Consider the following 13,960-nt stretch of genomic DNA (forward strand, 5'->3'; position numbering starts at 1 on the left):
CATGTCTTCCGTGCACAACCGCGCGCTCTCCCCGGCCGAACTGCAGGCCTTCGGCGCTGAACTCGATGCACTGCGCGCGCGCCAGCTGGCCACGCTCGGTGCGCGCGATGCGCGTTACATCCGCCGCGTCGTGGCCGCCGTACGCTGGACCGGCGTGGCCGGCCGCGCGTTGCTGTTCCTCGGTGCCTTCGTGCACAGCGTGCTGATCCCGGCGTGGATCGCCGGCGTGGTGATGCTGGCGCTGTCCAAGATCCTGGAAAACATGGAGCTGGCGCACAACGTCATCCATGGCCAGTACGACTGGATGGGCGATCCGCAGCTGCAGGGCAGCACCTATGAGTGGGACATCGTCGGCACCGCCGACGCCTGGCGCAAGACCCACAACTTCCGCCACCACACCTACACCAACGTGCGCGGGCTGGACGACGATATCGGCTACGGCCTGCTGCGCATTTTCCCCGAGCAGCGCTGGCGCCCGTTCTACCTGATGCAGCCGGTGGTCGCGGTGGTGTTCGCGCTGCTGTTCGAATGGGGCATCGCGATCCAGGACCTGCGCCTGGGCCGCGTGTTTGCCGGCAAGATGACGCTCAAGCAACTGGGCAGGCAGTTCCGCCCGGTCGGCCGCAAGATGGGCAAGCAGATGTTCAAGGACTACCTGCTGTTCCCGGCACTGGCCGGTCCGTTCTTCCTGCCGGTGCTGCTGGGCAATGTGGCGGCCAACCTGATCCGCAACGTGTGGACCTACGTGATCATCTTCTGCGGCCACTTCACCGCCGAGGCCGAAACCTTCCCGAAGGAATGCGTGCGTGATGAGACCCGTGGCCATTGGTATCTGCGCCAGCTGCGCGGCTCATCCAACCTGACCGGTGGCAAGCTGATGAACGTCATGTCCGGCAACCTCAGCCACCAGATCGAGCACCACTTCTATCCGGATATCCCGGCCAACCGCTATGCCGCGATCGCGGTCGAGGTGAAGGAGATCTGCGCGCGCTACGGCCAGCACTACAACACCGGCTCGTTGCCGCGGCAGTTCGGCCAGGTGATGTGGCGCATCGTCCGCCATGCGTTCCCGAGCAAGCCCGGCCGCGTGCGTGCGCTGCCGGCGGTGGGCGAGGCCAGCCGCCAGCCGGGCTGATCACAGCGGGAGTTCAAGCTGCAGGCGCAGCAGCGGTGATGCGTTGCGTTGCCGCTGCAGCTGCTCGATGCCGTCCTCGCTGATCCGCCGCTGCCCGGTGCGCAACGTCCGGTGCAGCGCGTTGTTGATGCTCAGCCGCAGTTTGCTGCGGGCGCCGATCGACCACAGCGAATACAGATCCAGCTCGCGCCCATACGCGCTGATCTCGAACTGGCCGGGGCTGACCTGCACGGTGCCGCCGGTGCGGTAGGTATAACTGCCGCCCACCGTCCAGCCGGTGCGGAGCGGGTAGTCCGCGCCCAGGGTGCCGCTGAAACGCACTTGTTCATCCAGCCGGTTGTCCGGGCCGGGGACATCCTCCACACGCGAATCGTTGGCGGTTGCATTGAAGCGGACCGACACATCCGGCGCGCCCGTGATCAGCTGCGGAAGCCGCAACGCGGTATCCAGCTCTACTCCCCAGGTCGTCGCGGCGCCACCGTTCACCGGTGACGCAACCCAGCGCCCCTCCTGCAGGTGCGTCTCGGTGCGGATCACATCGCTGATCCGACGCACGTAACCGCCGACGCTGAGCTGCGCGCCCCCCTTGCCGGCGGTTTCGTAGGACAGGTCCACCCCGGTCGCCAACTCCGGACGCAGGGCCGGGTTGCCACGTTCGTCAGGGTTGAGCGGGCGGTTGTTGGTTGAGGTGTACGGGCGGGGGATGAGCGCGGCCAGGGTGGGCGAGCGATAGGTACGGGTGAGTGCAACGCGCAGCTGATCGCGCCGGGTGCCGGGAATCTTCCAGAGCGACTGCAGCACCGGCGACAGCACCTGGTCACGCCGATGGATGCCGCTGAAACCGCTGCCGTCACTGCGCGTCTCGATCTGCTCCCAGCGTGCGCCGGCATACAGCGACCAGCGCTCGCTGAGGGTGAGGTCGTCCTGGGCGTACACGGCCAGCCGCCGGATGCGTGCGTCGAACGCCAGATCGCTGATCCAGCCAGCGTCGTCGCCGACCGGCAGCAGGTGTTGTACCCGCGCCTCGTCGCGACGATCCTCGCTGGCCTCCCAGCCGAGCTGCAGCGCATGCCGCCCGCGGCCGGGAAGCGTGTATTTGCCGGTGCTGTTGAGCTCGCGCACGGTCAGTCGTGCATCGGTGTGGTCCTCCAGGTTCTGCTGCCCTTGCTGCGCGTAGCCCTGTTCGCGATAGGTGTAACGCTCGCGGTTGCCGCCCAGACGCAGTTTGGTGGTGAACGCGCTGCCCTGCTCGAAGGTGCGGGTCCAGGTGGCACTGCCGGTGGCCTGCGCGACCTCGATACGGGTGCGCTGCTGGTAGCGGGCGCGCCGCAGCGGCTCGCCCAGTGGGGTGGTCCAGTCGATAGCGGTGGTGCGGTTGAAGCGGCTGGCATCGGCGACGCCCTGCAGGGCAAGGATGTCGCCATTTTCCAGAGTGGTTTCCAGGCTGGGTGCAAGCGAGAGCACATCGCGGTTCCCGCCCGCACGCAGGGTGGTGTCGCGCAGCGCGATGGGGGTTCCCTGCCGATCCCACACACGTTCGGTGCCGGTTTCCTCGACCAGGAACTCGCGGCGCGATGCGGTGGCGGTGACCGAACTGCTGCGGTGGCCGGCGCGCCGATTGCGCTGCCAGCTGACCGACGGCGTGTTCTGGCCGTTGCTGCGGCCCCAGGCCAGCGACAGCTGTTCGGTATCTTTGCGCGCGCCGGCGGCCAGTACGATGTTGATCGAGCCGGCAATGGCCTCGGCGCGCTGGTCGGCCGTCGGTGCACGGAGGATCTCCACGCGTTCGACCATCTCCGGCGTGAGCGAATCCAGATCGAACCCGGCCGGTGCCTTCTGGCCGTTGAGCAGGATCTGGGTATAGCCCGCGCCGAGGCCGCGCAGTGACACCGCACCGCTGCGACCGGGCGCGCCGGTGCCCACGGTGATGCCGGGCAGGCGCTTGAGCGCATCGACCAGGCCGATATCACCAAACTGGCGCAACGTGTCCGTGCCGAACACGATCCGGGTGGCCGTGTCATCGCGGCGCGCGTCGTACGCCGGTCCTTGCACCTGCACGGCCTCCAGCTCGGTGGGGGGCGGTGCTGATGACGGTGCGGGCAGCGACTGCGCAGCGCTGGAGAACGCGGCGCACAGCGGGGACAAGGCGAGGACGATGCGGAACGTGGATGACATGGGCAGTCCGTGCAGAAAGGTGGCGTGGACATTTCGCCGGGCAACACGCGCCCCTCCTGTGGCCAGGAAAACGAAATGCAGCAGTGGGGCTGGGATGTGGAGCGGGTCAGCCGGTCATGGCAGGTGCGCCTGCGGATCGACGCGCTCACCGTGGCGGAGCATTTCCAGATGCAGGTGCGGTCCGGTCACGCGCCCGGTGCTGCCGACCCGCGCGATCTGCTCGCCGGCGTGCACCTGCTGGCCGACCACCACATCGGCGCCCTGCAGGTGCGCGTACAAGGTCTGCCAGCCCTGACCGTGGTCGATGACCACCGCCGTGCCGTACTGCGGACCGTCCGGGTAGGCGGTGGTTGCCGCCACGATGCGGCCGTCCGCCGGCGCGAGGACCGGCGTGCCCGGGCGGGCGCCGAAATCGGTGCCGCGATGCGGTCGCTGCCGGATGCTGCCGGTATCGCCGAAATGTCCGGTGATCCTCGGTGTGGCCAGCGGTGACTGGAACTGCACCTCGATGGGGGTATCGCTCAACGGCGGCAGCGGCAGTGCGGCCTCCATCGCCGCGATCTCTTTCGGCGTGCTACTGACGGCGGTGCCTGGCAAGGGACGCGCTGCACTGGCCTGCATGACCACCAACAAGGCGCCGATCAGCAATGCGCTGCCCAGCAGGAGCGCGCGTCCCGATCCCGACAGCGGCCGCGCAGCATCGCCATGCAGCATGTGCCGGATGCGGATTTCATGCCCGGCCAGATCGCGGTGGGTCAGGGCGGTGGTGGGCGCGTGGGCCGCTGCGGAAAGGCGCAACGTGCGCACATACGCCGTGGCGAAGTCACGCCCGCCATGTGCATCCCCCGCGAGGGCCTGCGCATCACATCGCAGCTCGGCCGCCAGCTGCACGCGCGCGGTGAGGCGGCGCAGGAACGGGTCGAACCACAGCAGGGCGTTGAGTATCGCCATCAGGCCGGCGCGCTGCGGATCGCGGCGCGTCAGGTGCGCCGCCTCATGGCCCAGGATCAGGCTGAGGGCGCGATCCTCCAGCTGCTCCACGGCCGAGAGGGGCAGCACGATCAACGGCCGCGGCCAGCGCACCGCGAACGGACTCACCGGCAGCGCGCTGACCCGGCAGACGATGCCGGCCGATCGCAGCCGCTGCGCCGACGCACGGCTGCGCGGGCCTGGCCAGGCCCCCGGTGCGATCGGCAGGGTCGCCCGGCACAGCCGGCCGGTCGCCCACGTGCCGACCAGCACGCGCAGCAATGCGATACCCAGGCCGGTGACATACAGCGCGGCCAGCCACGTGCTGGTGGCCGGCCCTGCCCACGGGGAGCTCACCAGGCCCCCTTCCGCCGCACCGGCAGCCCCGAGGTCCAGCGCGGCAGGCAGCGGCAGCACCAGTGCCGGGGGCAACGAGACGAGCGGTGCGGGGGCCCACAGCGCCACACCCACCGACAGCAGGACCGGCATCACCGCCAGCAACCACACCCCCATCCAATAGCCATACGCGGCGTGGGAGAGACCCAGACGGCGGTGGACACGTTGCCCGGCAGACCACGCCACCCAGCCGCCCGCTAGGGCGCCAACGGCATGCGCGCCCCAGAAGCCCAGCGTCAGGACACTCATGCCGGATCGTCCTTGGCGGGGGCACGCAGCAGCGCATCGAGCTGCTGCAGTTCCTGTTCGCTGAGCAGGCGGCTGTCGGCGAAGGCCTGCGCAGGCAATGCGCCATCGATCTCGAGCACCCGGCGCGCGAAGTCCGTGCTGAGTGCGGCCAGTGTGGCCACCTTGCCGACCTTGGCGCGGTACATGTTCAGCCCGTGCTCGACGGTTTCTTCCACCAGCCCTTTGTCGACCATGCGTTCGAGCGTCTTGCGGGTGGACGAGTAGGACCAGTCCAGCGCCGCGGCGGCGCCGTTGTGGACTTCGCGCGCACTGCAGGCGCCTTGGCGCCACAGCGCTTTGAGCAGTTCCAGTTCGGCATTGGAAGGGGTAGGCGGCGCAGACATGGCAATCCCGATGTGGCGAGGTGTCGCAAGTGTGCGACATCTGTCGCACTGGATGCAACAGCGGTGTCATTGATGCGGATCAATGCCGTCACAGGTGGGGTGCGTACCATCCGAATGTGCAGCGCGGTGCCAGGAGGGGGCCGTGCGGTAAGGAATCCGTGCTGCCAGGCACCGGGCCACCGGTGCCTCCTGTGGGTCCGTCGAAAAAGGAGTGGTGATATGGCTGTCGAGCAACAGGGCGTGCACCGGGCACCGGTGATCGATAAAGAACCCGATGCCACGGGGGCCTACTGGTCCAACCGGCCCGAGAACACACTGCCGCCGCCGGACATGATGGGCGCCTACATGCGTAATCGCCCGGTCGCACCGGCCGGCGTGGCAAACCGCAAGGCGTGGATCATCGGCACCGGTATTGCCGGCCTGGCCGCGGCGTTCTATCTGATCCGCGATGGCGGCATGCCGGCGGCGAACATCACCCTGATCGACAGCCTGGACATCGAAGGCGGTTCGCTCGATGGGGCCGGCGACCCCGAGCAGGGCTACCTGGTTCGCGGCGGCCGCGAGATGAACTGGAACTACGACAATTTCTGGGACATGTTCCAGGACGTGCCGGCGCTGGAACTGCCTGCCGGCTACAGCGTGCTGGACGAGTACCGGGTGGTGAACGACAACGACCCGAACTACTCCAAGGCCCGGCTGATGCACCAGCAGGGGAAGATCCAGGACTTCTCCACGTTCGGGCTGAGCAAGCCGCAGCAGTGGGAACTGGTCAAGCTGCTGCTCAAGCGCAAGGAAGACCTCGACGATGTGACCATCGAGGACTACTTCAGCGAGGGCTTCCTGCAGAGTAATTTCTGGTTCTTCTGGCGTTCGATGTTCGCCTTCGAGAACTGGCAGAGCCTGCTGGAAATGAAGCTGTACATGCACCGCTTCCTGGACGCCATCGACGGCTTGAACGACATGTCCGCGCTGGTGTTCCCGAAATACAACCAGTACGAGAGTTTCGTCAAACCGCTGGTGAAGATGCTGCGCGACCAGGGGGTGCAGGTCACCTTCGGTACCCGCGTGTACGATCTGGACATGCGCGTGGCAGGCGATACCCGCACCGTCACCGGCTTGCGCTGCCGTGTGGCGGGCAACGATACGCTGCTGCCGGTGGCCGAGGGCGACCTGGTGTTCGCGCTGACCGGCTCGATGACCGAGGGCACCGCCTATGGCGACATGGACACGGTGCCGGTACTGCAGCGTCCGCGCGAAACACCGGGGCAGGACAGTGACTGGGCACTGTGGCGCAACCTTGCCGCACAGTCGCCGATCTTCGGCAAACCGGAGAAATTCCACGGTGACATCGACCGCTCGATGTGGGAGTCGGCCACGCTGACCTGCCGCCCCTCGCCACTGGTGGACAAGATCAAGGAACTCTCGGTCAACGACCCGTATTCGGGCAGGACCGTGACTGGCGGCGTGATCACCTTCACCGACTCCGCCTGGGTGCTGAGCTTCACCGTCAACCGCCAGCCGCACTTCCTCGACCAGCCCAAGGATGTGCTGGTGGTGTGGGTGTATGCGCTGCTGATGGACCAGAACGGCGACCACGTGGCCAAGCCGATGCCAGCCTGTACCGGCCGCGAGATCCTGGCCGAGCTGAGCTACCACCTGGGCATCGTCGATCAGCTGGATGAGATCGCCGCCAACACCAAGGTGCGCACCGCGCTGATGCCGTACATCACGGCGCAGTTCATGCCACGCGCGGCCGGCGACCGCCCGCACGTCGTGCCCAGGGGCTGCACCAACCTGGGCCTGCTGGGGCAGTTCGTGGAGACCCACAACGATGTGGTGTTCACCATGGAAAGTTCGGTGCGCACCGCCCGCGTGGCGGTGTATACGCTGCTGGACCTGCCCAAGCAGGTGCCGGACCTGAGCCCGACCCAGTACGACATCCGCAACCTGATCAAGGCGGCGCGTGCGCTCAACAACAACGCACCCTTCCCGGGCGAGCGACTGCTGCGGCGGGTGCTCGACAAGACCTACTTCGCGTACATCCTGCCGCCGTTGCCGGACACCGAGCACAGCCGTACCGGCTTCCTGGAAGAGGAGGTGTCCTGGCTGGTCGGCAAGGGCGGCAGCGCGTTGAAGGATCTCTCCACGCGGCTGGAAACGCTGCGCGAGAACCTGGCCAAGCGCGGGACGTAGCCCGGCACCGCCGCCCCATGCGGATGGGGATCGGCGATACTGCAGGCTGATCGCCTGCTGAGATGCACGGACCCGCCCCACATGTCTTTTGACGCGACACCTCCAGCGGCCGAGCGCCAGGATGTCACCCGCCTGCTGCGCCGCTGGAGCGAGCAGCAGGACATCGCCGCCCGCGATCAACTGCTCGCGCTGCTGTATGCGCAGCTGCGTGGCATGGCCGTGGCGCGGCTGGGCACTGCCCGGGATGGCGTGCTGCAGCCGACCGTGCTCGTGCACGAGGCGCTGATGCGGATGATCGGTGGGGAGATCGGCTACCGCGATCGCGTGCATTTCCTATCGTTGGCGGCACTGAAGATGCGCAGCGTGCTGGTGGATCACGCACGCGCGATGACCGCTTCCAAGCGGGGCGGAGGTGCGATCAACCTGACCCTGTCGTATGCCGACCAGGAAGCCAGCCCCGATCACGATGCCTTCGAAGTATTGGCCCTGAACCGCGCGCTGGAGCAACTGGCCACCTTGGATGAGCGCGCCGCACGCACGGTGGAATGGATGTACTTCGGGGGAATGAGCCGCGAAGAGATCGCCCAGGCGCTGGATGTGTCGGTGCCCACGGTCGATCGCGATCTGCGGTTTGCCAAGGCGTGGTTGAACCGGCACCTGGCCGGGCCGGCCACGCGCGCATGACCGGCCCAGACCGCTGGCGGACGGTGCGCGGGCTGTTCGACGCGGTCTGCGACCTCCCCGAGGCGCGCTGGCGCCCGGTGCTGGGTGAGCTGTGCGATGACCCGGCCGCGATCGACGAAACGCTGCAACTGCTGCGCGCGCAGACCGCCGACCTGGGACGGGTCGAGCATGCGCTTGCCGCCGTGATGGCCGCGATGGATGATCCGGCCACGCTGGTCGGGCAACGGCTTGGCCCGTGGCGCCTGAGCCGGTTGCTGGCCGTCGGCGGCATGGGGGTGGTGTTGCTGGCCGAACGTGCCGATGCGCTGTACCGGCGCGAGGTGGCGATCAAGCTGATCCGCCGCGCCTACGACCCGGTACTGGCCACGCGGCTGGCCAGTGAAAGCCAGATCCTGGCCGACCTGCAGCACCCCCATATCGCCCGGCTGTATGACGTGGGCGTGGCCGAGGGCGGCCAGCCCTACCTGGTGATGGAATACGTGCAGGGTGAACCGCTGGACGACGCCTGTCGCACCCTGGCGCTGGATCTGGCCGCACGCCTGCGCCTGTTCGTGCAGATCTGCGGCGCGGTACAGGCCGCACATTCCCAATCCGTGGTGCACTGCGACCTCAAGCCCGGCAACGTACTGGTACGCCCCGACGGCCAGCCGGTCCTGCTGGATTTCGGCATCGCGCATCTGCTCGGTGACGCCAACGATGCCGCGGCCTTCCTCACCCCGGCCTATGCCAGTCCCGAGCGCCTGGCAGGGCGCCCGGCCAGTGTGGTGGGCGATGTCTACAGTCTGGGCGTGATGCTGGAGGCACTGCTGCAGGCCACGCCGCCGCCGGCGCGCGGCGTGCCCCCCGACCTGCTGGCGGTCGCGACCAAGGCCGCTGCTGCGGATCCGGCCGAACGTTATGCTTCTGCCGACGCACTGGCCGAGGATATTGAACGGTATCTGGCACGCCGCCCGGTGCGTGCGCGTCGGCCCAGCCGCTGGCATCGTGCGCGCCTGCTGCTGCGGCGGCAATGGCGCGCCAGTGTGATCGTCACGCTGGTGGCGGTGATGGTGCTGGCCTTCGTGCTGCGCTTGAGCGAGGCGCGTCGGCAGGCCGAGCAGAATGCGGTGGCTGCCGCCGGCATCGCCGACGTGCTGGTGGCCGCCTTCGATGCGGCCGATCCCGGGCTGCGCCACGGCACGCCGATGACCGCGCGTGAGGTGCTCGATCTGGGCGCACGCCGGCTCGAGCAGGACCGCACCGTGTCGCCCGCGCTGCGCGCGCGGATGCAGGCTGCATTGGGGCGCGCCTACCAGAACCTTGGCCAACCGCAGGATGCGCAGGCCCTGCTGCGGGACAGCGTGGCGGGGCTGGTGCACACGCGCGCCGCGCCGCATGAGATCGCCGACGCCCGCGCCAGCCTGGCGGTGCAGCTGCTCAGCGCTGGGCGTGAGAAGGAGGCGCTGGGCAGTGCAGAGGACGCGTTGGGCCTGCTTGAGCAGGATGATGCCCCGGCGGTGCGGGTGAAGGCCTTGAACGCCCGGGGCCTGGCCCAGGCGCAGCTGGAGCAGCCGGCGGCGGCAGAACAATCCTTCCGCTCCGCGCTGGCGTTGAGCCGGCGTGGAAACGGTGCGCCGCTTCAGCGCGGCGGCCTGGCGGCGATGGCCAACCTCGGCGATCTGTACCGGAGCCAGGGTGAGCTGGACAAGGCCGAAGCGATCCTGCGCGAGGGTTTGGCCGAGGCATCGCGCGAGCAGGGTGTGCAGGGGGCCGAGTACCAGCGGGTCCTGCGCGCGCTGTCCTCGACGCTGCTCAACCAGGGCCGTATCGATGAAGCGCTGGCGCTGGCCGAGCGCGGCTTCGCGCTGACCCGGCAGATGTTCGGCGCAGGCAGCAGCTACACCGCCGCGGCCGAAGCCGCGCTGGCCGGACAGTATCTCGATCTTGGCCGCTACCAGGCGGCCGACCAGCACTTCCGCAACAGCCTGCAGACCAGCGCCGCGGTGGATGGCGTGGACAGCCGCGCCTACGCGGTCAAACAGTATGCCCACGGCCTGATGGAGGAAGCCCGCGGCGACTACGTGCAGGCCGAACAGAACTACCGCGCTGCGCTGGCGCGCTATCGGGCGCTGCTCGGGCCCGAGCACGCCGACACACTCGACGTGGACATGGTGCTGGCGCGGTTGCTGCTGCGGACCGACCGCACGGCCGAGGCGCAGGCACCGCTGCAGCAGGTGGCCGCCCTGTGGCGGCGCGAACTCCCGCCCGAGTCGCCGCAGCTGCTGGTGCTGCGCCTGGTCGAGATTGAATGGCTGACCCGGGCCGGACAGCATGCCGAGGCCGCCCGGGCCCTCGCCGCGTTCGGCCAGGCCCATCCGAGCCTGCCCCCGTGGCTGGGGCTGCGCCTGCAGATGCAGCAGGCACTGCTTGCCCAGCGCCGTGACGATCCCGCGGCAGTGCCGCTGTCAGCCCAGTTGGTGGACACATTCGCTGGTTTCTACGGGGCCGATTCCACGGCCACCGCCAAGTGGCGTATCCCGCTGGCCGAGGCAATGTTCGCCAACGGCGATGGGGCTGGCGCCCGCGCCCAGATCGCGCGGGCCCGGCCGCACCTGAAGGAGCTGGCGCCGACGTCGGAATTCTTGAGTCGTATCAAGGGGTTGGAACAGCGCATGGCGGACCGCGAAGCGGGTCTGTCCGGGGGGCGATAGTTTTGTGATGGTCTTCACGGTTTATCGATCAGGAGGCCGATTCCGGGCCTCGTTGATCGAAGGGACACCATGTCAAACCCTCTCCATCCGGACGCCACCCGCGCTGCAGCGCGTCCGCCAGCAGCCTCCACCGATGCCCTGAACCCGGCTGACGCCGAACGGGACACCACGCAGGCACGCGGCCCGGTCCGTGCCTTCCGCAAGGCCTACCGCAACGCGCGCGACTGGCATTGCTCCCGCGGGCGCGCCGCGGTCATTGCAGTGCGTTTCGCCTTGACCGGCGACAGCGGCCGCTTCCGCAGTCACGGCGGCTGGATGGTCTCGCGCATCTACACGCCACGGTGAGCTGCGGCGGACTGACCGGCCAGAACGGCCGGGTCAGAACGGCCGGGTCAGTCGCTTTCGCCGAGCCGGCCTTCGGCCAGCGGTACCCGCGAGCCATCCAGCAGGCCGCGACTGAGCGCGCCGTTCTCGATGAACAGCAGCTCGCCGTTCTCACCGTTCTTGATGCTGCTGTCGATGGCGATGATGCGGTCGCCATGGAAGCTGCTGACATGCGGCATCGAAGTGTGGCCGACCACGATGCGGGCGAGGTCGAGCTGTTTGAGCAGCGTCTCGACCTGGGCGGTATCCATGCGGCCATCGAAGTAGCCGCGGTACCAGATCGGGCTGGTCTTGCCATCGAACAGCCGGGCAGTGTCCGGTGCAGCCTTGACCTGCGCCTTGGGCAGCCCGACTGCGGCCTGGTAGCCGGCGTTGGTGGTAGCCATGTTGCGCACCAGGTCCAGGTTTTCCGGTGCGATGCCGCCGTGCAGGAACAGGGTGTCCCCGATGCGCAGCAGCACCGGACGGGTGCGCAGCCACTGGCCGATCGTCGAATCCGGACCGTACAGCGCGGGGTAGGAACGGCCGAGCAGCTGCGCGGTCTTGAGGTACTTCGGGTTGACGTAGCGCAGGTCGTTGTAGAGCACCATCGTCTCGTGATTGCCGAGCACGAAGTGCACCGCACCACCGGCTGCCGCGGCCTGCTGCTGCAGGCTGTACAGCAGCCAGAATGCTTCGGTGACCTGCGGGCCGCGGTCGAATACATCGCCGGCCACCACCAGCGTGGCGTCGCCCAGCGACCAGCGGTCTTCGCTGTCGATCACGTGGTGGGCGCGCAGCAGCGTCACGAGCAGGCCGTACTGGCCGTGGATGTCCGACAGCGCGACGATCCGCGGCGTGGCCGGGAATCTGGCGATCTCCGCCGTGCGCGGCGGCAGCACGGTCAGGGGGTGCGGATAGCCGCACTCGGGGGCGACCTCGGTGGCCTCGCCGCGTGCCGGCAGCTCGCGGCGGATCACGTGGTCCTTGCACACCCAGGCCGCTTCCAGCCCCTTGGCGGTACGAAACACGTACGGTCCATCGGCATCCACATGCTCGGCCGGCGCCGCCACCTCGCGTGCCGTGGCCAGCAGCGGTGTCATCAGCAGCGCTGACTGGAGCAGCAACAGGCCAGGGCGGGTCAGGGCGCGGAGGATCGACATCGGGGGAATTCCTGTGGCGGACGGCAATGCCGCGATGCTACGCCGCACGGAGCGCGCCGGGCATGCGCCATTGGTCAGCCATGCATGCCGCAACGGGCGGATGGGCCGGCGCTGCCGTCGGCCACACAGGGTCACCCGCGCTGCAGCGCCTTTCGCCCGGGGGCATCGGGCAGGTCATCGCTGGCCAGCACTACCCGGTCCCGGCCCCGCTTCTTGGCCTGGTACATCGCCGCATCGGCGCGCGCCATCAGCCGCTCGTAGTCGGGATGACCATCATGCGCGGCCACGCCGATGCTGGTGGTCAGCGCCAGGCGCTGGCCACTGGCCAGTTGCACCGGGCTCTGCGCGATGTGCTTGCGCAGGTTCTCGGCGATCACCTCGGCCTGGGCGGCGGTGGCGGCCACCAGCACCACCACGAATTCCTCACCGCCATAACGGAACAGGTAGTCGCTGCCGCGGGTAAGCTGGCCGAGCAGGGCGGCCACGTGCTGCAGGGCGCGGTCGCCGCCGTCATGGCCGTGCGCATCGTTGATCGCCTTGAAATGGTCCAGATCCAGCAGCAGCACCGAGAACGGCGTCTGCGTGGAATTGGCCAGTTCGATTTCCCGGCGCAGCACGGTCGGCAGGAAGCGACGGTTGAGCAGGTTGGTCAGTGCATCGCTGCCCGCATCGAGCTCGCCGATCCGTTCGAACAACATGCCCATCAATGTGCGGATCTGCGCCAGCCGCTCGCGGATACCCTGCAATGCCCCGAAGCGCGCCGCGAAATCGGCATGCGCAAGCGCTTCCTGCAACTGCGTATCGACCGCGGCGACCAGTGCACCGACCTGGCCGGTCTCGCTGCTCTCGCCGAAACTCGGAATGCCCTTGTGGGTGAACCACAGGCCGAACTCCGATTGCGCCAGCCCGGTGAGCTCGGCCTCGGCATTCTGGCTGGCCATCGCGTAGAGCAGCGCGTTCTCCCAGTCCAGCAGCAGGGCGCGTTGCCGTTCGCGCTCGGTGCTGACGTTCTGCACCAGCGAGAACAGGCGATACGCCGCATCGGTCCGTGAAGAGCGCTCGCGTGCATGCGTGTAGGCCAGCGTCATGCCTTCCAGGGCGATATCCATCGAGGCGCTGAGGCAGTGGATCGCCGCGAACGCGGTCGCACTGTCGTCGGCCTGCGCGATGATGCGGTCGAACAGGCGATGCTTGAGTACACGCGCGCCGCGGGCCACCAGATCCACCGGAATGCCCACACGGGCATGCACGTCACCAATCACGCGCTGTGCGGCGACCAGCGCGTTGATGCTGTCCGGCGTGGCGGTAAGGATCTGCTGCAGCCACCGCTGCATCGCCGGTTTCAGGCGCAGCCGCACCTGGTCGTGCGAGAGGAACCGGCTCGCGCGCGGGTCTTCGAGCAGCACGTCGTAGAAGTGGTGGGCCAGCCCGGGCGGGCTCTCCGCCGACAGGCTCGCCAGCAGTGTCGCCGCAGCGGCCGGCGTCTGCGCCAGTGTCTGTGCCCAGGCCAGCGCCAGCGGTTGGCTGGCCTCATCAAGATTTGGAACGTTATGCACGATT

Annotated in this window: 10 protein-coding genes; 5 read left to right on the forward strand and 5 right to left on the reverse strand. The window is 68.4% G+C overall.

Annotated elements, in window-relative coordinates:
* Position 1 precedes the first annotated feature (1 nt).
* Positions 2 to 1,135, forward strand: a complete 1,134-nt coding sequence (locus ACW6W5_RS10065; protein WP_121041355.1) for a fatty acid desaturase family protein — start codon at positions 2 to 4, stop codon at positions 1,133 to 1,135.
* Here ACW6W5_RS10065 and ACW6W5_RS10070 read toward each other — a convergent pair whose 3' ends face one another.
* From ACW6W5_RS10070 to ACW6W5_RS10080, 3 genes are all read right to left on the reverse strand, one after another.
* Positions 1,136 to 3,310 (reverse strand): TonB-dependent receptor plug domain-containing protein, encoded by a 2,175-nt coding sequence (locus tag ACW6W5_RS10070; protein ID WP_152151664.1) that lies wholly within the window; start codon positions 3,308 to 3,310, stop codon positions 1,136 to 1,138.
* A gap of 114 nt (positions 3,311 to 3,424) precedes the next feature.
* Positions 3,425 to 4,924, reverse strand: a complete 1,500-nt coding sequence (locus tag ACW6W5_RS10075) for a M23/M56 family metallopeptidase (protein ID WP_152151666.1) — start codon at positions 4,922 to 4,924, stop codon at positions 3,425 to 3,427.
* Positions 4,921 to 5,307, reverse strand: a complete 387-nt coding sequence (locus ACW6W5_RS10080; protein WP_152151668.1) for a BlaI/MecI/CopY family transcriptional regulator — start codon at positions 5,305 to 5,307, stop codon at positions 4,921 to 4,923. The genes ACW6W5_RS10075 and ACW6W5_RS10080 overlap by 4 nt, the downstream gene beginning before the upstream one ends.
* Before the next feature lie 219 nt (positions 5,308 to 5,526).
* Between ACW6W5_RS10080 and ACW6W5_RS10085 the strand changes: the two genes are divergently transcribed.
* The 4 genes from ACW6W5_RS10085 to ACW6W5_RS10100 all read left to right on the forward strand — a co-directional run bounded on the left by ACW6W5_RS10085 (position 5,527) and on the right by ACW6W5_RS10100 (position 11,219).
* Complete coding sequence (locus ACW6W5_RS10085; RefSeq protein WP_152151670.1) at positions 5,527 to 7,500, forward strand: oleate hydratase; 1,974 nt, start codon at positions 5,527 to 5,529, stop codon at positions 7,498 to 7,500.
* A gap of 81 nt (positions 7,501 to 7,581) precedes the next feature.
* Positions 7,582 to 8,184 carry an ECF-type sigma factor gene (locus ACW6W5_RS10090; protein ID WP_121041365.1) on the forward strand — a complete coding sequence of 201 codons (603 nt, stop codon included), beginning with the start codon at positions 7,582 to 7,584 and terminating at the stop codon, positions 8,182 to 8,184.
* Positions 8,181 to 10,874, forward strand: coding sequence for a protein kinase domain-containing protein (locus ACW6W5_RS10095; RefSeq protein ID WP_193222757.1), 2,694 nt, complete (start codon positions 8,181 to 8,183; stop codon positions 10,872 to 10,874). The genes ACW6W5_RS10090 and ACW6W5_RS10095 overlap by 4 nt, the downstream gene beginning before the upstream one ends.
* Before the next feature lie 69 nt (positions 10,875 to 10,943).
* Complete coding sequence (locus tag ACW6W5_RS10100) at positions 10,944 to 11,219, forward strand: hypothetical protein (protein WP_152151674.1); 276 nt, start codon at positions 10,944 to 10,946, stop codon at positions 11,217 to 11,219.
* 47 nt (positions 11,220 to 11,266) lie between these two features.
* On the opposite strand, the gene ACW6W5_RS10105 is transcribed toward ACW6W5_RS10100, so the two are convergent.
* Positions 11,267 to 12,400 carry a metallophosphoesterase gene (locus ACW6W5_RS10105; RefSeq protein ID WP_152151676.1) on the reverse strand — a complete coding sequence of 378 codons (1,134 nt, stop codon included), beginning with the start codon at positions 12,398 to 12,400 and terminating at the stop codon, positions 11,267 to 11,269.
* A 131-nt stretch (positions 12,401 to 12,531) separates the two neighbouring features.
* On the reverse strand, positions 12,532 to 13,956 hold the full coding sequence (locus tag ACW6W5_RS10110; protein WP_152151678.1) for a diguanylate cyclase: 1,425 nt from the start codon (positions 13,954 to 13,956) through the stop codon (positions 12,532 to 12,534).
* Positions 13,957 to 13,960 lie beyond the last annotated feature (4 nt).

Source organism: Stenotrophomonas sp. IS26, assembly GCF_054188265.1.